Here is a 20,443-nt window from a genome sequence, read left to right as displayed (position 1 = left end):
GCGTCGGCCTAACAACTTCGGAACAGTAGGAAAAAGGCTGCATCGCCGCGTCCCTGCCGAAGTTTTGGTTGCGAGCCTGCGCTCGAACCGGATTCCTTCCCGGGTGACAGTAATGACTGCAACACCCATACCGTTCTTTGCCATTGGAGCTAAAAAAACGGTGCCATCCGCAAGCGCGGTTTGGGCTTCGAAAAACTTGCTTCGTTCAACCCGAAACTTGCCATAAAGCGCTTGAGTTTCAGGTCTGAAATGTGGTTGGGCGTTTCAGTCGAAAACCCCATATGTAGGGTCTCCGTTTTCGCCGTGCTACAAGATAATGCGTTTCAGGGGAGGAATGCAACGGACAGCCTGTGGATAAACCTGTGCGTAAATTGTGTAAGAAAGCAGGAATTCACGTGTAGGCCGCGAACCCACTGAGCTAGACCGTTTGTCACTGTTCTTTCAACCGGAAAAACGCTTCAGCGGATTTTTAAGGGCGCGAACCCTATCACAAAAAACCGCCTTGTCCGAACGCATTTACCGACTTGTGTTCTGGCTGTACGCCGTTTATACAATCGGGCCATGCGCAGGCATTCTTATCCTCCGAATACATGACAAATGAGCGGGGGGATCGTGGATGGCGCACATGCTTTTGTAGGAGCTGCCGAAGGCTGCGATCTTTTGATTGTAAAAAACCAGATCAAAAGATCGCAGCGTGCCGCAGCTCCTACAGAATCGGGTTCGCAGCGATCCCTTCTATTAATAAAAACAGCAAGCAGAGGTCACCGGTGGAGCAACAAGCCTTTCAGGTATTGATAGTCGAGGACGATCAGCGTCTGGCCGAACTCACTCGCGACTACCTGCAAGCCAATGGATTGCGCGTCGAAATCGAAGGCAACGGTGCGCTGGCGGCGGCGCGGATTATCCAGGAACAGCCGGATCTGGTGATCCTTGATCTGATGCTGCCCGGTGAAGATGGTCTAAGCATTTGCCGCAAGGTGCGTGACCGTTATGACGGCCCCATCCTGATGCTCACCGCGCGCACCGATGACGCCGACCAGATCCACGGTCTCGACCTCGGCGCCGATGATTACGTCTGTAAACCGGTGCGGCCGCGACTTTTATTGGCGAGGATTCAGGCATTACTGCGACGCAGTGACACACCGGAGCCTGTCGCGGAAAAATCCCGTCGACTGCAATTCGGCCCGCTGGTGGTGGATAACGCCTTGCGCGAGGCGTGGCTGAGCGACAACGGCATCGAGCTGACCAGCGCCGAATTCGACTTGCTCTGGCTGCTGGTGTCCAACGCCGGGCGAATCCTCTCCCGGGAAGAAATCTTCACGGCGTTGCGCGGCATCGGCTACGACGGCCAGGACCGCTCGATCGATGTACGTATCTCGCGCATCCGCCCGAAGATCGGCGATGACCCTGACCATCCGCGCCTGATCAAGACCATCCGCAGCAAAGGCTATCTGTTCGTCCCTGAAGCCTGCGTAGACCTGGTGCTGTGAACTCGATCTTCCTGCGCATCTACGGCGGCATGTGCGCCGCGCTGATTCTGGTGGCGGTGCTCGGCGTGCTGGCGCTGAACCTGCTCAATCAGGTGCGCAGTGAGCAGTACCGCGAGCGTCTGGCCCATGGCACGTTCTCGCTGATGGCCGACAACCTGCAACCGATGAACCAGACCGAGCGCCATCGTGCGCTGTTGGTGTGGGAGCGTTTGCTCGGGATTCCGCTGGCGCTGAAAAAGTTTGCCGAAACCGACCTCGACCTGACCCAGCGCACCCGCGTGCTGCGCGGTTCGGCGCTGGTGGAGCAGACCGGCCCGCACGCGGCAAAGGTTTACCGACTGGTCAGTGATAAAGAACAGCTTGTGCTGGTAGGAGAGGTGCAGCAGATCAGTGAGCAATTGGCCCGTGCGACTATTTACCTGTTGGCCGATGAGCTGGTGCGCGTGCCCGTGGCCGAGCAGCCCAAGCGGTTGGCGCAGATAAAGGAGGAAAAGGGTTTTGGTTTCGACCTGCGTCTGGTCACGGTGAACGACGCCGACATGGACGAAGACCAGAGCCGTCGCGTGGCCGAGGGCGATACGGTGATGGCGTTGGGCAAGGGCGGCGATTCGATCCGGGTGTTTGCCGGCATGGTCGGCACGCCGTGGGTGCTGGAAATCGGTCCGCTGTATCAGATGAATCCGTATCCGCCGGAGTGGCTGGTGTTGATCGCCGCGCTGGGCCTGAGCCTGATCGGCCTCATCGTCTATCTATTGGTGCGCCAACTGGAGCGGCGTTTGCGCGGCCTCGAAGCAGCGGCCACGCGGATCGCCAAGGGCAGCCTGGAAACCCGCGTGCCGGCGCGCGGTGCGGACTCGGTGGGGCGGCTTGCTTCGGCGTTCAACGGCATGGCTGAACACTTGCAGCAGTTGCTGGCAATCCAGCGCGAACTGGTGCGTGCGGTCTCCCATGAACTGCGCACGCCGGTGGCGCGGTTGCGTTTCGGCCTGGAGATGATCGGCTCGGCGACCACGCCGCAAGCCTTGGAAAAGTATCGCGAAGGCATGGATCACGACATTGAGGATCTCGATAAGCTGGTCGATGAAATGCTCACCTACGCGAGACTGGAGCAGGGTTCGCCGGCGCTGACGTTCCAGCGCATCGACCTTGATGCGCTGGTCAATCAGGTGATTGAAGAGTTGGCGCCGTTGCGCGCCGAGGTCACGGTGCAGCGCGGCTTGTGCCTGTCGGCCGCCGACAATGACGATGCCTGGGTCGAGGCCGAGCCGCGTTATCTGCACCGGGCGCTGCAGAACCTGGTGAGCAACGCCATGCGTCATGCGCGTTCGAGGGTCACGGTGAGTTATCAGGTTGGCCAGTTGCGTTGCCGGGTGGACGTCGAGGACGACGGACCGGGCGTGCCGGAGGTGGCGTGGGAGCGGATTTTTACACCGTTTCTACGGCTGGACGACAGTCGCACCCGCGCATCAGGTGGGCATGGGCTGGGGCTGTCGATTGTGCGGCGGATCATCCATTGGCATGACGGCCGGGCGATCATAGGCAAGAGCAAGAGTCTGGGCGGGGCTTGTTTCAGCTTGAGTTGGCCGAGGAATCAGGAGCGCCGCTGAATTTTGCTGTGGCTGCGCTGGCCTCATCGCTGGCAAGCCAGCTCCCACATTGTCCGTGGCGAGCACAGATTTCATGTACACCCTGGACACCTGTGGGAGCTGGCCTGCCAGCGATGAGGCCCTGAGAGCCAACAAAGATCTCAGGCCTTGATGCTGACCAGGCTCAACAACTGCCCATCCTGCACCCCGAACTGCGCATCCAACTCCGTCCCGTTGCGCCATTCACTCGACAGATCCGTCAACAAGCGCAACCGCACCTCACCCTGTTCAGTCCACTCCAGTACTTCGGCGTGCTCAAAGTAAAAGCGCTTCTGCACGATCGGGTAGAGCGCCTTGAACAAGCTCTCTTTCACCGAAAACGTCAGCGTCACCCACAGCGCCAACTGATCCCGCGAGCCTGAGGCCATGCGTTGCATCTCCGGCGGCGTGAGGATTTCCCCGGCCAGTCGTTCGGCACGTTCGGCATTGAGCAGGTTTTCCAGGTCCATACCCAGACTGCGCCAATGTTGCTTGTTGGCGACAATCGCCGCCGCGCGGCCGGTGCTGTGGGTGATCGAACCGCAGATGTGCGCCGGCCATACCGGCGCGCGATCTTCGCCAATCGCCGGGATGACACTGCTGCCTTCAAGTTGCTGCAACGCCGCACGGGCGCAGACTCGACCGGCGAGAAACTCCGCCTGGCGCTTAGCCACGGATCGCTGAATACTCGGCGGCGGCTCGATGGCGCTGCGTTGGAAATCATCGCCGAGCAGTTGTGACGGATTGAAATGGGTGCTGAGCAGCACCGTGTCAGGCAACACCGTCGGCAACGGCCAGTGGGCATCGAGCGGGGTGCAGCAGGCGGGGAGGGCAGGCGTTGGATTCATGGCGGGCATTTTGCCGGTTAGCATCAAAACTGGGTAGAGGCACACACCTGTATGAGCTGCCGAAGGCTGCGATCTTTTGATTTTGATTGTTAAAAACAGGATCAAAAGATCGCTGCCTTCGGCAGCTCAGGGGGCATTGCGATCAAATGAAGATTTTTGATCGCGCAGGTTTTGGGTCAGCCAAATAGTGTCTGAAAGAACGCTTTCATGTCCGCCCAGGATTTTTCATCGGCAGCCTTGTTGTAGCCGATGTCCGGGCCACCGTGCTCACCATGACCCAAGCGATCGGCATCCGGATTGGTAAAACCATGCTTGGCCCCATCCAGGCTGACGAACGTGTAGTCCGCCCCGGCCTTGTCCATTTCCGCTTTGAACGCGCTGACGTGTGCGGGTGTGACCATGCTGTCCAGTGCGCCGTGCTCCACCAGAATCTTCGCCTTCACACTGCCGGGCGTGGCCGGTGTCTTGGTCGCCAGTGCGCCATGGAAACTCACTACTCCTGCCAGTGGCTGGCCCTGTCGCGCGGCATTCAGCACCACGGCACCGCCGAAGCAGTAACCGATGGCCGCGAGTTTGTTCACGTCGGTTTGAGGTTGTTTCTTCAGCAGATTCAGCCCGGCCTCGAAGCGCTTGCTGGAAGCCGCCGCGTCCTGCGTCGCCGCCTGCATGAACGCCATCGCATCTTTCGGGTGCTCGGTGTTCTTGCCTTCGCCGTACATATCGATCGCCAACGCGCTATAGCCGAGTTCGGCCAGGTCGCGGGCGCGGCGCTTGGCGTAATCGTTCAGGCCCCACCATTCATGCACCACGACGACTCCCGGTCGCTTGCCTTTGATCGCGTCGTCGTATGCGTAGTAACCGATCAGCTTGGTGCCATCGGCGCTCTGGTAGGGGATTTCTTCGGTCTTGATCGCCGCCTGGGTAAGGCTGCTGACGGCCAGCAAGGTGAGGGCGAGGAACAGGCGCATGGTCGGTCTCCTTATCGAAAAGTGGTCAGAACAGCCTAGTCGATTTGGTTCAGGTCAGGTTCAGAGAGCGTTCAGGGGCGGTACAGGGGCGGGTCAGTAACCTTGCGCCATACCCAAACAGCACTGTGAAAGAGGAAATACCATGACTCGTTTAAACAAACTGCTGCTGGCATTTACCGTAATGAGCGCCAGTATCGCGGCCCATGCCGACACCACTTCGAACTTCGCCGGCCTGACCTTCGGCCAGACCAGCGACAAGATCAAAAAATCCCATGCACTGAACGACAACCTCGATCACCCTAACGCCACCGGCGCGATCGACGGCAATAACACCTACGGCGTACGCCTCGGTCAGCAAAACTCGCAAGGTCGCTACTACGCCACCTACGACAACGTGTCTGGTTCGCACAATGGCATTAAACTGCGCCAGGAAAACCTGCTGGGCAGCTACGATCTGTTCTACCCGGTGGGCAGCACCACCAAATTGTTCGGCGGTGCGACGGCAGGTCTGACCAAACTGACCCAGGAGTCGCCAGGCTATAGCCGCGACAGTGACATCGGTTACGCGGTCGGCGGCCAGTTCGGTGTGTTGCAGCAAGTATCGCAAAACACCTCGGTGGAACTCGGTTACCGTTATCTGCGCAGCAACGCCAGCACCGAGATGAGCGAACGCGGTGGCAGCAAGCAAGGCTCGCTGGATCTGAACAGCAGCGCGCAGACTTACCTGTCGGCCAACTACAATTTCTAAGGAGTTGCCGCCAATTCAATGTAGGAGTGAGCCTGCTCGCGAAGGCGATGTGTCAGTCGACATCTTCATTGACTGACTCACCGCTTTCGCGAGCAGGCTCGCTCCCACAGATGTGTAGTCGGAGATGTTTGATTTGCCCGGGAGAGCAATATGAAACTGTTGGTCGTCGAAGATGAAGCGCTGTTGCGCCATCACCTGCAAACCCGTCTGACGGAGAGCGGCCACGTGGTCGAGTCCGTGGCCAATGCCGAAGAGGCGCTGTACCAGACCGGACAGTTCAACTTTGACCTGGCGGTGATCGACCTTGGTCTGCCGGGCATGGGCGGCCTCGACCTGATCCGCCAGTTGCGCTCGGGCGGCAAGACCTTCCCGATCCTGATCCTCACTGCGCGCGGCAACTGGCAGGACAAGGTCGAAGGCCTCGCGGCGGGCGCCGACGATTATGTGGTCAAACCGTTCCAGTTCGAAGAGCTCGATGCGCGGCTGAATGCCTTGCTGCGCCGCTCCAGCGGCTTCACCCAGTCGACCATCGTTGCCGGCCCGCTGTTGCTCGATCTCAATCGCAAGCAAGCGAGCCTCGACGAGCAGCCGCTGGCGCTGACTGCGTACGAATACCGCATCCTTGAATACCTGATGCGCCATCACCAGCAAGTGGTGCCCAAGGATCGCTTGATGGAACAACTTTATCCGGATGACGACGAGCGCGACCCGAACGTGATCGAAGTGCTGGTCGGCCGCTTGCGCCGCAAACTCGAAGGCCCGGCCGGGTTCAAGCCGATCGACACCGTGCGTGGCCTCGGCTACCTGTTCAATGAGCGCTGCACTTGATTCGTTCCCTTCGCGTACGGTTGATGCTCGCCGCCACTACGTTGGCGGTGTTGTTCATGCTCGCCTTGCTGCCGGCGATGCAGGGCGCGTTCAGCCTGGCGTTGCAGGACTCGATCGAGCAGCGTCTGGCTTCGGACGTCACCACGCTGATTTCTGCCGCGCGCATTGAAAACGGCAAACTGGTCATGCCCTCGCAGTTGCCGGATGAGCGTTTCAACCTCACGGACTTCCGTCTGCTCGGTTACATCTACGACCGCGAAGGGCATCTGGTCTGGCGCTCGAAAGCCACCCAGGAAGAGCAGATCAACTACAAACCACGTTATGACGGGCTCGGTAATGAGTTCGCGCGGATTCGTGAGAGCAACGGTCAGGAATTCTTCGTTTACGACGTTGAAGTGAAACTGCTTGGTGGCAAAAGTGCGGCGTTCAGCATCGTCGCCCTGCAACCGGTGCGCGAGTACGAAACCACCCTCGAAGGCCTGCGCGAGAATCTGTATCTGGGCTTTGGCGCGGCCTTGCTTGTGCTGTTGGCGCTGCTGTGGATCGGGTTGACCTGGGGCTTGAAGGCCTTGCGGCAACTCAGCCAGGAACTCGACGAAATCGAGGGCGGCACCCGCGAAAGCCTCACGGAAAAACACCCGCGCGAATTGCTGCGGTTGACCGGCTCGCTCAACCGCTTGCTGCTCAGTGAGCGCCAACAGCGCAGCCGTTATCGCGACTCTCTCGACGACTTGGCCCACAGTCTGAAAACACCGTTGGCGGTGTTGCAGGGCGTCAGTGAGGACATGGCTCAGCGGCCCAAAGACATCGATCAGGCCTGGGTGCTGCAAAGTCAGATCGAGCGCATGAGTCAGCAGATCAGCTATCAACTGCAACGGGCGAGTTTGCGTAAAAGCGGGCTGGTGCGGCATCAGGTGCGGTTGCAGCCGGTGCTCAAAAGTCTGTGTGACACACTGGACAAGGTGTATCGCGACAAGCGTGTGCGGGTGGTGTTTGATCTGCCAGAGCATTGTTATGTGCCGATCGAGCAGGGCGCGTTGCTGGAGATGATGGGGAATTTGCTGGAGAACGCTTATCGGCTGTGTCTGGGCGAGGTGCGCATCAGTGTGCGCGAGAGCATTGCCGGGGTTGAGTTGTGTGTTGAGGATGACGGGCCGGGTGTGCCGCTGGATCAGCGGGCGCGGATTCTTGAGCGCGGTGAGCGTCTGGATCGGCAGCATCCGGGGCAGGGGATTGGGTTGGCGGTGGTCAAGGACATCATAGAAAGCTACAACGCGAAGCTGACGTTGGGGGATTCGCCGATGGGCGGGGCTGCATTCAGGATTCATTTTCCGGCGGTTTGAGTTTTGTTGTGGGCATATCCGTTGCTGCGGGTGTTGCTGCTGGTGGTTCCGTCCTTACGGCGGGTCACTTTTTCCAGACGCCCGGAGTGCCGGCCCAGAAAAAAGTAACCAAAAAGGCTTTACCCTGACGTACGGCCCTCGCTGTGGCTCGGGTTCCTTCGCTGCGGGATTGATCCGGGCGCATCGCTTCCGGTTTGCTTCGCTGCACCTCCTCTCGATGTGTTCGACTTCGTCGAACGGTCGCTGCGCTCCCACCCCCGGATAAATCCCTCCATTCAGCCTGCCGACGGGCTCCGAGATCAAGATCAAGAGCGGTACTCGAGCTTGCGCTCATTGTGTTGAGTGGGGCGGACTTCGCCGCGTGGGGTGTACGTGATTCAACATTGTGGAAGCTGGCTTGCCAGCGAAGGCGGCCTGGCAGCCGACCAATCTCTGGCAGGTGCACCCATTCCCTGTAGGAGCTGCCGAAGGCTGCGATCTTTTGATCTGCTTTGGCTTTGGCTTTTGACGTTGCTTTTGATCTCCAGGCCCATCGGCAGGCCGTACGCCGGGGGCAAAGCCTTTTGCTTACTTTTCGGCTTTGGAAAAGTGAGTCGCTGTTAGAGCGAAACCGCCAGCAATACCACCCGCAGCAACGGATATGTACCCAACCAACCCAGGGCGGAACCTCGAAGCCGCCTCACTGCTCCTGCGCCCGATAAGCCCCCGGCGTCAGCCCCGTCCACTTCTTGAACGCCCGATGAAACGCCGACGGCTCGGAAAATCCCAACTGTTCGGCAATCTGTTGCAACGACAGGTCCGCCCGTCCCAAATGGTAGATGGCGATATCCCGCCGCAGTTGATCCTTCAGTTCCTGAAAACTGGTGCCTTCGTCGCGCAAGTGCCGGCGCAGCGTCTGCGGGCTGATGTGCAGATGAGCGGCCACGGCCTCCAGGTCCGGCCAGCGCGCACTGTCACGGCTGAGCAAGCGGCGCAGTCGGCTGCTCAGACTGTCGCCATCATCCGGGCGTGACAGCAAGTCAGCGGGGGAGCGCTCGAGGAAGTGCTTGAGGGTGCGTTCATCCTGCAAAAGTGGCATGTGCAGGTAGCGGCTGTGGAACAGCAGGCTGCTTTGCTGCGCTGAAAACACTAAAGGGCAGGGGAACAGCAGGTCGTATTCAGCGCCATGCGCAGGTTTCGCATAGCTGAAGGTTGCCTGCTCCAGGCGGATTCGCTGGCCGATCAGCCAACTGCCGAGGCGGTGCCAGATCACCAGCAGGCTTTCACTGAGAAAGTGATCCGGGTCCCATAATTGCGAATCATCGAGGCTCAGGCGCACCCATTCGTCTTCGCGGGTGAGGCTCAAGCGAGGTGCTTCGGGGAATAGGCTATAAAACATCAAGCCGCGTTGCAGGGCCTTCTCCAGATTGCGGCAGTGAATCGAGGCATGACACATCATTGCGAAGCTGCCGGGTTTGCTCGGTGCCTTGCCAAAACCGAGGTATTCGTCGTCCAGCGCCAACCACAGGCCCTGGATCAACCGGGTGAACTGCTCCGGGGCGATCCGCGCACGAGGCTCATCGAGCAATTCAGGGCTGATTCCCAGTTGTTGCAACAGACCCGCGTAGTCGAACCCTTGGCGGCGTGCGCCACCGAGCGCTGCACGGGCGAAATGACTGGCAATGGTGCGTTCGCGCATAAGCGGCAAATCCTTCCTCAAGCGCCGGATGGTAGCCGTGGGTGGCATGGGCAACAAGGCGGATTTCCGCCAAATTGTAGGACGAGACTCGGTGAGTTGGCGGAAATCCGCCATGCCTGGGTGACCGGACGGTGACACCAATGAACCTGTAATACCTAATATCAAAAGGCTGGCAGTGAATTGCACCAATGTGGCACGAGGTTTGCGATAAGAGCGACAGAAGCGTGCGTTTATCCCTCAGGAGAAAGCGCCGTTCCAACAACAAATCCCTCCAGTGCAGGAGGGTTCGCAATTTAAGGTTTTGCGGACAACAGATGGATGTTGCCCGTGGGACTCTTGAGGAAATTTGCAATGACGACTCGTCAGCCACTCTACAAATCCCTGTACTTCCAGGTGATCGTTGCAATCGCCATCGGCATTCTGCTCGGTCACTTCTACCCACAGACCGGTGTGGCCCTCAAGCCGCTGGGTGACGGGTTCATCAAACTGATCAAAATGGTCATTGCCCCAATCATTTTCTGCACCGTTGTCAGCGGCATCGCCGGCATGCAGAACATGAAATCGGTGGGCAAGACTGGCGGCTACGCGCTGCTGTACTTCGAAATCGTTTCCACCATCGCCTTGCTGATCGGTCTGGTCGTAGTCAACGTCGTGCAACCGGGCGCCGGCATGCACATCGACGTGACCACCCTGGACGCTTCGAAAATCGCCACTTATGTGACGGCCAGTAAAGACCAGAGCATTGTCGGCTTCCTGCTGAACGTGATCCCGAACACCATTGTCGGTGCATTCGCCACGGGCGATATCCTGCAAGTGCTGATGTTCTCGGTGATCTTCGGTTATGCCTTGCATCGCCTGGGCTCCTACGGCCGACCGCTGCTTGACCTGATCGATCGCTTTGCCCACGTGATGTTCAACATCATCAACATGATCATGAAACTGGCGCCACTCGGTGCGTTCGGTGCCATGGCGTTCACCATCGGTGCCTACGGTGTCGGCTCGCTGGTGCAGTTGGGTCAGTTGATGATCTGCTTCTACATCACCTGCGTGCTGTTCGTGGTGGTGGTGCTGGGCGCGATCTGCCGTGCACACGGTTTCAGCGTGCTGAAGCTGGTTCGCTATATCCGTGAAGAGCTGCTGATCGTGCTGGGTACTTCCTCGTCCGAATCCGCTCTGCCACGCATGCTGATCAAGATGGAACGTCTGGGTGCGAAGAAATCCGTCGTGGGTCTGGTGATTCCGACTGGTTACTCGTTCAACCTCGACGGTACGTCGATTTACCTGACCATGGCGGCTGTGTTTATCGCTCAGGCGACCGACACCCACATGGACATCACTCACCAGATCACTCTGCTGCTGGTGTTGCTGCTGTCCTCCAAAGGCGCTGCCGGTGTGACCGGTTCGGGCTTCATCGTGCTGGCGGCCACTCTGTCGGCCGTGGGTCACCTGCCGGTGGCCGGTCTGGCGCTGATCCTGGGTATCGACCGCTTCATGTCCGAAGCCCGCGCGCTGACCAACCTGGTGGGTAACGCCGTTGCGACCATCGTTGTTGCCAAGTGGGTGAAAGAGCTGGACACCGATGTACTGCAAGCCGAACTGGCTTCTGGCGGTCGCGGTATCTCTGATGAGCGTGAAGAAGACGACCTGGGTGTGGCTGAAGGCCCAACCCCGAGCAATGTGAAGTAAGCATCGCTTGAATGAAAAAACCCGCTTCGGCGGGTTTTTTCTTGCCTGCGATTTGAGCGCAACGGTCACTGCGCCTGATGGATCCGGTGATTGCTGTAAGCGGCATCGCTGCCTAGGCTGGGTACATCGCACAAGGAGTTCGCCCATGTCCGCACCGCTGACCTCACTGAAAATTCTGGATTTCTCGACCCTGTTGCCGGGGCCGTTCGCCTCGCTGCTGTTGGCGGACATGGGCGCCGAGGTGCTGCGCATCGAATCGCCGACGCGCCTGGATCTGCTGCGGGTGTTGCCGCCACATGATCAGGGAATGTCGGCCAGTCACGCGTATCTCAACCGCAACAAGCGCAGTCTGGCGCTGGATCTGAAACAACCCGAAGCACTTGAAGTGGTCAAGCAACTGCTCGCCGATTACGACATCGTCCTGGAGCAGTTTCGCCCCGGCGTGATGGAGCGCCTGGGCCTGGGTTATGAGGCTCTGAAAGCAATCAACCCGAAGCTGATTTACGTGTCTGTCACCGGTTACGGCCAGACCGGGCCGTACAAGGATCGCGCCGGTCATGACATCAATTATCTGGCGCTGGCCGGGCTCGCCAGCTACACCGGCCGGGCTGACAGCGGGCCGTTGCCGCTGGGCATGCAGGTGGCGGATGTCGCTGGCGGTTCGCTGCACGGGGTGATCGGTTTGCTGGCGGCGGTAATTGCCCGTCAACAGACCGGGCAGGGTACGCATCTGGACGTGAGCATGACCGACTGCGCGTTCAGCCTGAACGCCATGGCCGGCGCCGGGTATCTGGCTTGCGGCGAGGAACCGGGCTGGGAAGATCAGATGCTCAATGGCGGCAGCTTTTATGACTACTACCGATCTCGCGATGGGCGCTGGATGTCGGTGGGCAGTCTTGAGCCGGGATTCATGCAGCAATTGTGTGCCGCGCTTGGCCGGCCTGAGTTGGCGGTGCAGGGTTTGTCACCCAGACCGGAGCAACAGCAGGCGCTGAAAGAGGCGTTGAAGGTCGAGTTCGAGAAGCATGACTTTGCAGAGCTGTGTGCGTTGTTTGCCGGGATTGATGCGTGTGTCGAGCCGGTGTTGAGTCTGAGCGAGGCAGTGAAACATCCGCAATTGCAGGCGCGGGAACTGGTGACGCAGGTGCCGCGGGGCGATGGCACGACGCAGGCGCAGATGGCTTGTCCGTTGAAGTTTTCCGAAGAATTACCGGCGCCACGGCATGTCGGGGCGGGGTTGGGGCAGCATACGGATCAGGTGTTGGCGGAGTTGGGGTTGAGTCCTGCGAAAATTGAAGAGCTGCGCCGGGCCAAAGTTATTCTTTAGTGCCTGTTCTGGCCTCATCGCTGGCAAGCCAGCTCCCACAGGTTTCGGTGTCATACACAAAATCTGTGGACACCTCGAAAACTGTGGGAGCTGGCTTGCCAGCGATGGGGAGCAGTCAGGGCAACACACACTGACTATTCCACCCGCATCTCACCACTGAACACCAACGTGTTCCGGCACCGCCGGCACAGATACCGCCGTCCCTGCCTGACCAGGCTATGGCGCTGCGCCGAAAACGGAAAATCACTGTCCGCACACGGGCATTTGTAAATGTAACGGGTCACGCTGCGACGTTTGATTTCGTAGGTGTGGCAGCGATCCGGCGGCAGTTCATAAACCCCGCGCATGATCAGTTGCCACTCTTCGCCGTGGGGCTGGATGCGGTCGCCGAACAACTGATGGGCGATCAGGTGCGCGACTTCGTGGGCCACGGTCTGCTTGAGGAAGTGTTCGGTGTTTTCCCGGTACAACTGCGGATTGAAGCGCAGCAGGTTCTCGTGCAGATGCGCGACCCCGGCTTTTTGCCCGCGCAGCTTGAGACTCACCACAGGGCGTTGGAAATGACGTTTGAAAAAGGATTCAGCGAGTTGGTAACAGTCTTCGACGCGGGTATTGAGTTGCTCGGGCATGCTTGATGGATCTCCAGAAGCGTCGAGTATGCCGCAACCCTCCGGACTTGCGAATTGCCGAACTGCCGAATGGTCATCCTCGATACGAGAAGGCCGCCTTGCGGCGGCCTGTATTGGCAGATCTTGTTTTTCTCGGTGAGTCATTGCGCTAGTTGGTATAGACGGGCCCCACGCCCAGGCCCCAGACGATCACGGTGAACGCCATGATGGCCACCAGCACCACCAGACCCACCGCCAGCACTGAGCTGGAAAACAGAAAGCCTTCGTCCGACGGGATATTCATGAAGGTCGGCAGCCCGACGTACAGCAGATACACCGTGTAGCAGATGGCTGCCGTGCCGACGATCATCCCCAGCCACATGTGTGGATATAGCGCTGCCAGCCCGCCGACAAACAACGGTGTCGCGGTGTAGGTGGCAAACGCGACGCAACGGGCCAGGCTCGGGTTGGCGTCATAAGTGCGGGCCATCCAGTGCACAAAGGCGCCCATGACCGCGACACCGCCGAGCATTGCCAGGTACGACATGACCGTCATCCAGATCGCGCTTTCAACGGTGAGCATGACCGGCGCGCGATTGCCGATCACCCAGCCGACCTGCGTGGTGCCGATGAATGCTGATACAGCGGGGATCGCCGCCAGAATCAGCGTGTGCGTCAGGTACATGTGGCTGATGCTTTCCTCTTGGTCGCCACGGATTTCCTTCCATTCCTGATCGGGGTGGGTAAAAAGTCCCACTACGTGATGGATCATGCCAGTCACTCCTCTTGTTATTGCCGTCGCCCCCCAGCGGAGCGCCTACGGGCCAAGGTGGCCGAGCAAATACAGGTCTTCAGATCTGTGCGACCTTATGTCGCAGTATAGAAAGGTCTTAACCGCACAGGCACTAGGGGCTTAGAGCAAATCGCGCTGTAAACAGGGGGCTTAATCGCCTCGGGGTCTGTACAGAGCGAATTCGCCACTGGCGACAACCTGTGGCCACAAACTCAGGGTTTTTGCGTAAAATGCCCGCCTTTCGTCACACCTCACGGATTTCGCGTCATGGGCACTCTTACGGTCAACCAGAACAAACTGCAAAAGCGCCTGCGCCGCCTGGCCGGCGAAGCGGTCGCCGACTTCAACATGATTGAAGACGGCGACAAGGTCATGGTCTGCCTGTCCGGGGGCAAGGACAGCTACACCATGCTCGACGTGCTGATGCACCTGCAGAAGGTTGCACCGATCAAGTTCGAGATCGTCGCCGTGAACATGGACCAGAAGCAGCCCGGCTTCCCCGAACACGTGCTGCCGGCCTACCTCAAAACGCTGGGCATCGAGTACCACATCGTCGAAAAAGACACCTACTCGGTGGTCAAAGAGCTGATTCCGGAGGGCAAGACCACCTGCTCGCTGTGCTCGCGCCTGCGTCGCGGCACGCTGTACACCTTTGCCGATGAAATCGGCGCGACCAAAATGGCCCTCGGTCATCATCGCGACGACATCGTCGAGACGTTCTTCCTCAACATGTTCTTCAACGGCACCCTCAAGGCGATGCCGCCGAAGCTGCGCGCCGATGACGGTCGCAACGTAGTGATCCGTCCGCTGGCGTACTGCAACGAGAAAGACATTCAGGCTTACTCGGATTTGAAGGAATTCCCGATCATCCCGTGCAACCTCTGCGGTTCGCAGGAAAACCTGCAGCGTCAGGTGGTCAAGGAAATGCTTCAGGACTGGGACCGCAAGACTCCGGGTCGCACCGAAAGCATCTTCCGCAGTCTGCAGAACGTGGTGCCGTCGCAACTGGCCGACCGCAACCTGTTCGATTTCACCAGCCTCAAGATCGACGAGACGGCGGCTTCGCGGTTCGTTAACGTCGTAAACCTCTAATCACCACCTGTAGGAGTGAGCCTGCTCGCGATTGCGGTGTGTCTATCAGCATCATTGTTGGAGACACTCCGCAATCGCGAGCAGGCTCACTCCTACAATAGTTTCTTCGTTTCAATTCCCGGGAGAGGGCATGCGCGATTACAAGTGGCTGCACGAATACTGTCTGAACCGCTTTGGTTCAGCGGCTGAACTGGAAGCCCATCTGCCCGTACCCAAGACTGCGGCACAACTGCGCAAGATCAGCGACGACCGTTACCTCTCGACCATGGCCCTGCGCGTGTTTCGCGCCGGTCTCAAGCACAGTCTGGTGGACGCCAAGTGGCCGGCCTTCGAAGAAGTGTTCTTCAAGTTCGACCCGGAAAAAGTTGTACTGATGAGTGCCGAACATCTTGAGCGGCTGATGCAGGATGCGCGGATCATCCGCCACCTGGGTAAGCTCAAGAGCGTGCCGCGCAATGCGCAGTTCATTCTGGATGTGGAGAAAGAGAAGGGCAGTTTCGGCGCGTTGATCGCCGACTGGCCGGTGACCGATATCGTCGGTCTTTGGACGTACCTGAAAAAGCACGGCCATCAATTGGGCGGGCTGTCGGCGCCACGGTTTTTGCGCATGGTCGGCAAGGATACGTTTGTGCCGAGCTACGACGTGGTCGCGGCGCTGAATGCACAGAAGATCGTCGACAAGGCGCCGACCAGCCTGCGCGATCTGGCGATTGTGCAGAACGTGTTCAACCAGTGGCATGAAGAAAGTGGCGGGCGGCCGATGAGCCAGATTTCGATGATGCTGGCTTACACCGTCAATCATTAAGACCGCGTCGCCCCATTCGCGAGCAGGCTCGCTCCCACAGGGGGAATACATTTCAGATGTGGGAGCGAGCCTGCTCGCGAAGGCGTCAGATCAGGCGACGCTGATCTCGCCCTCTCCAGCCAGTTTGCGATTCAACTGATACCGCCACCGCACATACAACAGCGCCGAGCAGAACACCGCCAAACTCGCGAGCATCTCCAGCACACCAAACCAGTGTCGGTTCGGGTCATACGCCGCCAGTGCGCCTTTGATGAAATACAGATTCACCACAAAACACATCCACGAATGCCCGCGTGCGCTGCCCATGATCATTGCCGGGGCGAGGACGAGCCACGGGATCAGTTCGACCAGCAGAATCACCCAAGGCCGCGCGCCATGCAGGTCGGCGAATAGCAGGTAATAGGCGGCGAGCAGCCCGGCGAGAGCGAAAAAGCTCAGCAGGCTGATTACCCGCGTCGCTTTCACGCGGGGCTCAAGCCATTCGACGGAGGGCAGGACTTTCGGCTTCTTCGCCACGTCAGCCCTCCAGTTTCTGTGCAGTCTTGGCCAGACGCAGGCCAAGCGCTCGGCACAGCGCCACTTCGTGCTGATCGAGACCGCTTTTGCCATCCGCCCCGGCGTGATGGCTGGCACCGTAAGGCGTACCGCCGCCCTGGGTTTCCAGCAGCGCCGACTCGCTGTAAGGCAGGCCGGTGATCAGCATGCCGTGGTGCAGCAGCGGCAGCATCATCGACAGCAGGGTGGTTTCCTGGCCGCCATGCAGGCTGGCGGTGGAGGTGAACACGCCGGCCGGTTTGCCGACCAGCGCACCGGTCAGCCACAGGTTGCTGGTGCCGTCGAGGAAGTACTTGAGTGGCGCGGCCATGTTACCGAAGCGAGTCGGACTGCCCAGTGCCAGACCGGCGCAGTTCTTCAGATCATCGAGGGTGGCGTAGAGCGCGCCTTCGTTGGGGATGTCCGGGGCCACCGCTTCGCACTCGGTGGAGATTGCCGGCACAGTGCGCAGGCGCGCTTCGAGCCCGGCCTGCTCGACGCCACGAGCGATCTGCCGCGCCATCTCGTTGGTCGAGCCGTTGCGGCTGTAATACAGCACCAGAATGTACGGCGCGCTCACGGCAGCAACTCCAGGATCTGCTCCGGTGGCCGGCCGATGACGGCTTTGTCGCCGACCTCAAGAATCGGTCGCTCCATCAGCTTGGGATGGGCCGCGATCGCGTCGATCAATTGTTTCTCGGTGAGACTGGCGTCGGCCAGGTTGAGGGTTTTGTATTCATCTTCCCCGTTGCGCAGCAGTTGTCGCGCAGTGATCCCGAGTTTGCCAAGCAGGGCCTTGATTCGCGCGGCATCCAGCGGGGTTTCAAGGTAGCGCACGACGTTCGGAGTCAGGCCGCGGGCTTCAAGCAGTTCCAGTGCGCCGCGGGATTTCGAGCAGCGCGGATTGTGATAAAGCGTCAGATCGGTCATGGCGGGTCGCTTCTGGCGTAAAGTGGCGGCTATTCTAACTGTGCAGCGCGCAATCCAGAACCTTCAGAGGCGATGGGTCGCAGGCGCATTCAAATTTTCACAAGGAACACGACATGACACGGCGATTGGCAGCGGCATTGACGATAATCGGGGCGTTGATGCTGGGGGGCTGCGGCAACGACTATGGCATTGACCAGAACGGTCAGAAAGTTGCGTCCGAGCGCCTCGACAAACAATGGGTGGTGCTCAATTACTGGGCCGAATGGTGCGGACCGTGCCGGACCGAGATCCCGGAACTCAATCATCTGGCCGATGAGCTCAAGAGCAAGAACGTCGGTGTGTTCGGGGTGAATTTCGACAACGTGCAGGGTGAAGAGCTGAAGAGCGCCAGCGAGAAACTGGGCATCAAATTCACCGTGCTGGCGCAGGATCCGGCGGAGCTGTTCGACTTGCCGCGCAGTGAGGCTTTGCCGGTGACTTACATCATCGACAACAAGGGCAAGGTTCGGGAACAGTTGCTGGGTGAGCAGACGGCGGCGGGGGTGATGGCCAAGCTGGAGGCGTTGCAGGCGACTGAATAGGTCGTTTATGAAAGAAAAGATCGTCCGATCGCGGCCCGAGCCTTCGGACGATCTTTTGAGGGTTAACCCTCTTCCAGCCACCAGCGCAACGGCTTGCCTTCAGCCGGCCAGAAGCGCATCTGTTCGATCGGCGAGATGTCCCAGCGCTCGACATGTTCCAGCGCTTGCAGGAAGCGTTGTTCCTGCTCCATCAACGCCGGCGCGCACAATTTGCGGGTCTTGCCGATCTTGCCGAAAGTCAGCTTGTTGCCATCCAGCGTGTACGGCGCGAACCAATGGTTGCAGCCGCCGTTGCCGTAGGCGCGACCATCATCGCCAAGGGTCACGGTCAGATGGCTGTAATCCATCAATGGCCGCTCGCCGATCCACTCCAGAATGTAGCTGCGGTTCTGTTGCAGTTGCACAGGCTCTGCGGCGCAGCCCGCCAGGCCAACACCGACCAGAGCGGTCAGGGCAAGGCGTTTCATCACGCAGGCTCCTGGCATTTCGGGCACAGATGCTTGTCGCCAACGGCTTTCCAGCCCAGCTCGGCGATGCGCGCAGTGGCGGCCGGTTTTTCTGCGGTTTTACCCAGTTTGGCGTCGACGGCGAATTCAAAGCTCAGCTCTTTGGCGCAGCTGTCGCAGTTGACCTGCCAGGTGTGAATCGCCAGTTCGCCGAACACCGGGCCTGTGGTCATCGCGGTCCATTGGCCCGGCGGGTTGATCAGGTGGCGGACGGTTTCGACGGTCAGGCGCATGGACAAATCCTTGCTGCCTTTGAGAGTGACCAACAGGGCGTCACCGATGCGGATCGAGCCACCGTTGCCGGTAACCTGATAGCGGCCCGGAACGAGGGCGCGGCATTCGGTGAGGGTGTGTTGCGGGTTCATCAGGTTGTAGCGGAAATCGTGTTCGACCATGGATCCTCCAAATATGCCCGACATGCTAGCACGGGCCACGTTGCAGAATGATGTGCGCTTGCGACCTTCGATCCGGTTCAAATCGACCTGCGCACATGGCAAACTGCCGCCCTCGACTCTGAAGGAACGGAACATGGCGCTGATCGAATGTTATGAATGCAAGCGGAGCATCAGCTCCGAAGCCCAAGCGTGTATTCATTGTGGAGCTCCGATGGCGGAGCAGCCGGCCCACGCACAAGCGCAGGCTGCTGCGGCACCGGTTCAGGCGTCGACGATTTCCTTCGGCAGTCTGCCGCGCAACCGGGCTGTGCCCGAGGCGGTTGTCCCTCACACGCCTGAGCCTTTGCCGAAAGTCATGCCGGCCGCAGCGGGGCGTCGGCGTCGGCAACAGTCCGAAACGGTGGCGCCGCAAATCAATGAAGATGGCAGCCGTCCGGTGGAAGGCTGGCTGAAGATCATGGTGTTTCTGCTGCCGATGGTGTTCGTCTGGTTCCTGCTGCGCAGTGGTCACTCGGCGAAGCAGCGTTTGTTCGGCTTCGGCTGGCTGGCGCTATTGATTCTGGCGTCCTCGCTGTCGCCGAAATAAGCGTCAACCCTCGACTTGGTTCTGCGGCGACCCCGCCGCCCAGGTCGCGATGTTGTACAGGGTGGTCGCGGCAATCGCGTCCAGCGCCTCGTGCGTCAAAAAGGCTTGGTGCGCAGTGATGATCACGTTTGGAAAGGTCAGCAAGCGCGCCAGCACGTCGTCCTGTAATGGCAGGTCTGAGCGATCCTCGAAAAACAGCTGCGCCTCTTCCTCATACACATCCAGCCCCAGATAGCCGAGCTGACCGTCCTTCAAGGCGTCGATCAGTGCCGGCGTATCGACCAGTCCGCCGCGACCGGTATTGATGAGCATGGCACCCGCTTGCAGGTGCGCCAGTGAATCGCGGTTGATCAAGTGTTTGCTCTGCGCGTTGAGCGGGCAGTGCAGGCTGATGATTCGCGACTGCGCGAGCAATTCCGGCAGGCTCAGGTAACGCGCGCCCAATGCCAGAACGTCGGGATTTGGATAGGGGTCGTATGCCAGCAACTCACAGCCGAAACCGTGCATGATTTTCGCGAACGTCGCGCCGATCTGCCCGGTGCCGACGATGCCGACAGTTTTGCCCACCAGATCGAAACCGGTCAGCCCGTGCAGAGTGAAATCGCCTTCACGGGTGCGGTTGTAGGCGCGGTGCAAGCGACGGTTGAGGGCGAGAATCAACGCGACAGCATGTTCGGCCACGGCATGGGGTGAATACGCCGGGACACGCACCACGGCCAGTCCCAGGCGTTTGGCAGCGAGCAGATCGACATGGTTGTAACCGGCCGAACGCAAGGCGATCAATCGCGTGCCGCCGGCGGCCAGACGTTCCAGCACCGCAGCACTGAGGTCGTCATTGATAAAGGCGCAGACCACTTCGTGCTGGTCGGCCAGTGCCGCGGTGTCGAGACTGAGCCGGGCCGATTGAAAGTGCAGTTCGATACTGGCAGGGCAATCGGCGCCGAGGAAACTGTCTCGGTCGTAGGTCTGGCTACTGAAAACGATCGTACGCATGACATCCTCCTGGAACATGGACTCGGGTGATATCACCCGAGTCCACTGTAGCCGGATCGTCGTTGGCCGGCATTGCGCT

At 59.6% G+C, this 20,443-nt stretch carries 22 protein-coding genes; 11 read left to right on the top strand and 11 right to left on the bottom strand.

All coding sequences use genetic code 11. From position 1 onward, the window contains the following. Positions 1-767 precede the first annotated feature (767 nt). Both PSH79_RS20260 and PSH79_RS20255 read left to right on the top strand, forming a co-directional pair. Positions 768-1,490, top strand: a complete 723-nt coding sequence (locus tag PSH79_RS20260) for a response regulator (protein WP_305439229.1) — start codon at positions 768-770, stop codon at positions 1,488-1,490. Continuing rightward, the gene (locus PSH79_RS20255; RefSeq protein WP_305439228.1) at positions 1,487-3,097 is read left to right on the top strand and encodes an ATP-binding protein; all 1,611 of its coding nucleotides are present in this window, start codon (positions 1,487-1,489) and stop codon (positions 3,095-3,097) included. The genes PSH79_RS20260 and PSH79_RS20255 overlap by 4 nt, the downstream gene beginning before the upstream one ends. Before the next feature lie 140 nt (positions 3,098-3,237). On the opposite strand, the gene PSH79_RS20250 is transcribed toward PSH79_RS20255, so the two are convergent. Both PSH79_RS20250 and PSH79_RS20245 read right to left on the bottom strand, forming a co-directional pair. Continuing rightward, a complete protein-coding gene (locus PSH79_RS20250; protein WP_305439227.1) occupies positions 3,238-3,963 on the bottom strand; it encodes a 4'-phosphopantetheinyl transferase in 726 nt (241 codons plus the stop codon). A gap of 176 nt (positions 3,964-4,139) precedes the next feature. Continuing rightward, positions 4,140-4,931 carry a dienelactone hydrolase family protein gene (locus PSH79_RS20245; RefSeq protein ID WP_305439226.1) on the bottom strand — a complete coding sequence of 264 codons (792 nt, stop codon included), beginning with the start codon at positions 4,929-4,931 and terminating at the stop codon, positions 4,140-4,142. Between the two features lie 142 nt (positions 4,932-5,073). On the opposite strand from PSH79_RS20245, the gene PSH79_RS20240 reads away from it, so the two are divergent. From PSH79_RS20240 to PSH79_RS20230, 3 genes are all read left to right on the top strand, one after another. Continuing rightward, positions 5,074-5,679, top strand: coding sequence for a hypothetical protein (locus tag PSH79_RS20240; protein WP_305439225.1), 606 nt, complete (start codon positions 5,074-5,076; stop codon positions 5,677-5,679). A 150-nt stretch (positions 5,680-5,829) separates the two neighbouring features. Beyond that, positions 5,830-6,507 carry a response regulator transcription factor gene (locus PSH79_RS20235; RefSeq protein WP_042560510.1) on the top strand — a complete coding sequence of 226 codons (678 nt, stop codon included), beginning with the start codon at positions 5,830-5,832 and terminating at the stop codon, positions 6,505-6,507. Beyond that, a complete protein-coding gene (locus PSH79_RS20230) occupies positions 6,504-7,850 on the top strand; it encodes an ATP-binding protein (RefSeq protein ID WP_305439224.1) in 1,347 nt (448 codons plus the stop codon). The genes PSH79_RS20235 and PSH79_RS20230 overlap by 4 nt, the downstream gene beginning before the upstream one ends. A gap of 679 nt (positions 7,851-8,529) precedes the next feature. On the opposite strand, the gene PSH79_RS20225 is transcribed toward PSH79_RS20230, so the two are convergent. Then, positions 8,530-9,528: an AraC family transcriptional regulator gene (locus PSH79_RS20225; protein ID WP_305439222.1), complete on the bottom strand. Its 999-nt coding sequence runs from the start codon at positions 9,526-9,528 to the stop codon at positions 8,530-8,532. A 351-nt stretch (positions 9,529-9,879) separates the two neighbouring features. Between PSH79_RS20225 and PSH79_RS20220 the strand changes: the two genes are divergently transcribed. Both PSH79_RS20220 and PSH79_RS20215 read left to right on the top strand, forming a co-directional pair. Further along, entirely contained in the window at positions 9,880-11,214 is a 1,335-nt protein-coding gene (locus PSH79_RS20220) for a dicarboxylate/amino acid:cation symporter (RefSeq protein WP_095188657.1), read from the top strand. Between the two features lie 145 nt (positions 11,215-11,359). Continuing rightward, positions 11,360-12,541 (top strand): CaiB/BaiF CoA-transferase family protein, encoded by a 1,182-nt coding sequence (locus tag PSH79_RS20215; RefSeq protein WP_305439220.1) that lies wholly within the window; start codon positions 11,360-11,362, stop codon positions 12,539-12,541. A gap of 134 nt (positions 12,542-12,675) precedes the next feature. Here the strand turns inward: PSH79_RS20215 and PSH79_RS20210 are convergent, their stop codons facing one another. Both PSH79_RS20210 and PSH79_RS20205 read right to left on the bottom strand, forming a co-directional pair. Next, positions 12,676-13,170 (bottom strand): SprT family zinc-dependent metalloprotease, encoded by a 495-nt coding sequence (locus PSH79_RS20210; RefSeq protein WP_305439218.1) that lies wholly within the window; start codon positions 13,168-13,170, stop codon positions 12,676-12,678. A gap of 148 nt (positions 13,171-13,318) precedes the next feature. Next, on the bottom strand, positions 13,319-13,921 hold the full coding sequence (locus tag PSH79_RS20205; RefSeq protein ID WP_007917515.1) for a Yip1 family protein: 603 nt from the start codon (positions 13,919-13,921) through the stop codon (positions 13,319-13,321). A gap of 288 nt (positions 13,922-14,209) precedes the next feature. Here PSH79_RS20205 and ttcA point away from each other — a divergent pair, with 288 nt between their 5' ends. Continuing rightward, positions 14,210-15,034, top strand: coding sequence for a tRNA 2-thiocytidine(32) synthetase TtcA (ttcA, locus tag PSH79_RS20200; RefSeq protein ID WP_305439215.1), 825 nt, complete (start codon positions 14,210-14,212; stop codon positions 15,032-15,034). 130 nt (positions 15,035-15,164) lie between these two features. Next, a complete protein-coding gene (locus tag PSH79_RS20195) occupies positions 15,165-15,839 on the top strand; it encodes a DNA-3-methyladenine glycosylase I (protein ID WP_305439213.1) in 675 nt (224 codons plus the stop codon). Positions 15,840-15,929: 90 nt separating this feature from the next. Here the strand turns inward: PSH79_RS20195 and PSH79_RS20190 are convergent, their stop codons facing one another. Genes PSH79_RS20190 through arsC form a run of 3 tightly spaced genes read right to left on the bottom strand, consistent with a single transcriptional unit; the run spans position 15,930 to position 17,303 of the window. Next, on the bottom strand, positions 15,930-16,355 hold the full coding sequence (locus PSH79_RS20190; RefSeq protein ID WP_305439212.1) for a DUF2069 domain-containing protein: 426 nt from the start codon (positions 16,353-16,355) through the stop codon (positions 15,930-15,932). Position 16,356: 1 nt separating this feature from the next. Then, on the bottom strand, positions 16,357-16,953 hold the full coding sequence (gene wrbA / locus PSH79_RS20185; protein ID WP_305439211.1) for an NAD(P)H:quinone oxidoreductase: 597 nt from the start codon (positions 16,951-16,953) through the stop codon (positions 16,357-16,359). Next, positions 16,950-17,303: an arsenate reductase (glutaredoxin) gene (gene arsC, locus PSH79_RS20180; RefSeq protein WP_305439209.1), complete on the bottom strand. Its 354-nt coding sequence runs from the start codon at positions 17,301-17,303 to the stop codon at positions 16,950-16,952. Before arsC ends, wrbA begins: the two co-directional genes overlap by 4 nt. A 113-nt stretch (positions 17,304-17,416) precedes the next feature. On the opposite strand from arsC, the gene PSH79_RS20175 reads away from it, so the two are divergent. Further along, a complete protein-coding gene (locus PSH79_RS20175; protein ID WP_305439208.1) occupies positions 17,417-17,884 on the top strand; it encodes a TlpA disulfide reductase family protein in 468 nt (155 codons plus the stop codon). A gap of 62 nt (positions 17,885-17,946) precedes the next feature. Here the strand turns inward: PSH79_RS20175 and PSH79_RS20170 are convergent, their stop codons facing one another. Both PSH79_RS20170 and PSH79_RS20165 read right to left on the bottom strand, forming a co-directional pair. Continuing rightward, positions 17,947-18,351, bottom strand: coding sequence for an META domain-containing protein (locus PSH79_RS20170; RefSeq protein WP_305439206.1), 405 nt, complete (start codon positions 18,349-18,351; stop codon positions 17,947-17,949). Further along, entirely contained in the window at positions 18,351-18,785 is a 435-nt protein-coding gene (locus tag PSH79_RS20165; RefSeq protein ID WP_008079168.1) for a hypothetical protein, read from the bottom strand. Before PSH79_RS20165 ends, PSH79_RS20170 begins: the two co-directional genes overlap by 1 nt. Before the next feature lie 133 nt (positions 18,786-18,918). On the opposite strand from PSH79_RS20165, the gene PSH79_RS20160 reads away from it, so the two are divergent. Then, on the top strand, positions 18,919-19,371 hold the full coding sequence (locus PSH79_RS20160; protein WP_305439204.1) for a hypothetical protein: 453 nt from the start codon (positions 18,919-18,921) through the stop codon (positions 19,369-19,371). 3 nt (positions 19,372-19,374) lie between these two features. On the opposite strand, the gene PSH79_RS20155 is transcribed toward PSH79_RS20160, so the two are convergent. Continuing rightward, entirely contained in the window at positions 19,375-20,364 is a 990-nt protein-coding gene (locus PSH79_RS20155) for a 2-hydroxyacid dehydrogenase (protein ID WP_305439203.1), read from the bottom strand. Between the last annotated feature and the right edge of the window lie 79 nt (positions 20,365-20,443).

The sequence above is a fragment of the Pseudomonas sp. FP2196 genome (assembly GCF_030687715.1).
Taxonomy (GTDB): Bacteria; Pseudomonadota; Gammaproteobacteria; order Pseudomonadales; family Pseudomonadaceae; genus Aquipseudomonas.
The sequence above is the reverse complement of the archived record's forward strand: the minus strand, read 5'-3'. Positions and strand labels throughout refer to the sequence as shown.

Bases quoted from the DNA above. Each gene is read 5' to 3' on its own strand.
- PSH79_RS20250 (WP_305439227.1), bottom strand. From the start codon at position 3,963: ATGAATCCAACGCCTGCCCTCCCCGCCTGCTGCACCCCGCTCGATGCC.
- PSH79_RS20245 (WP_305439226.1), bottom strand. From the start codon at position 4,931: ATGCGCCTGTTCCTCGCCCTCACCTTGCTGGCCGTCAGCAGCCTTACC.
- PSH79_RS20240 (WP_305439225.1), top strand. From the start codon at position 5,074: ATGACTCGTTTAAACAAACTGCTGCTGGCATTTACCGTAATGAGCGCC.
- PSH79_RS20235 (WP_042560510.1), top strand. From the start codon at position 5,830: ATGAAACTGTTGGTCGTCGAAGATGAAGCGCTGTTGCGCCATCACCTG.
- PSH79_RS20225 (WP_305439222.1), bottom strand. From the start codon at position 9,528: ATGCGCGAACGCACCATTGCCAGTCATTTCGCCCGTGCAGCGCTCGGT.
- PSH79_RS20220 (WP_095188657.1), top strand. From the start codon at position 9,880: ATGACGACTCGTCAGCCACTCTACAAATCCCTGTACTTCCAGGTGATC.
- PSH79_RS20215 (WP_305439220.1), top strand. From the start codon at position 11,360: ATGTCCGCACCGCTGACCTCACTGAAAATTCTGGATTTCTCGACCCTG.
- PSH79_RS20210 (WP_305439218.1), bottom strand. From the start codon at position 13,170: ATGCCCGAGCAACTCAATACCCGCGTCGAAGACTGTTACCAACTCGCT.
- PSH79_RS20205 (WP_007917515.1), bottom strand. From the start codon at position 13,921: ATGATCCATCACGTAGTGGGACTTTTTACCCACCCCGATCAGGAATGG.
- ttcA (WP_305439215.1), top strand. From the start codon at position 14,210: ATGGGCACTCTTACGGTCAACCAGAACAAACTGCAAAAGCGCCTGCGC.
- PSH79_RS20195 (WP_305439213.1), top strand. From the start codon at position 15,165: ATGCGCGATTACAAGTGGCTGCACGAATACTGTCTGAACCGCTTTGGT.
- arsC (WP_305439209.1), bottom strand. From the start codon at position 17,303: ATGACCGATCTGACGCTTTATCACAATCCGCGCTGCTCGAAATCCCGC.
- PSH79_RS20175 (WP_305439208.1), top strand. From the start codon at position 17,417: ATGACACGGCGATTGGCAGCGGCATTGACGATAATCGGGGCGTTGATG.
- PSH79_RS20170 (WP_305439206.1), bottom strand. From the start codon at position 18,351: ATGAAACGCCTTGCCCTGACCGCTCTGGTCGGTGTTGGCCTGGCGGGC.
- PSH79_RS20165 (WP_008079168.1), bottom strand. From the start codon at position 18,785: ATGGTCGAACACGATTTCCGCTACAACCTGATGAACCCGCAACACACC.
- PSH79_RS20160 (WP_305439204.1), top strand. From the start codon at position 18,919: ATGGCGCTGATCGAATGTTATGAATGCAAGCGGAGCATCAGCTCCGAA.
- PSH79_RS20155 (WP_305439203.1), bottom strand. From the start codon at position 20,364: ATGCGTACGATCGTTTTCAGTAGCCAGACCTACGACCGAGACAGTTTC.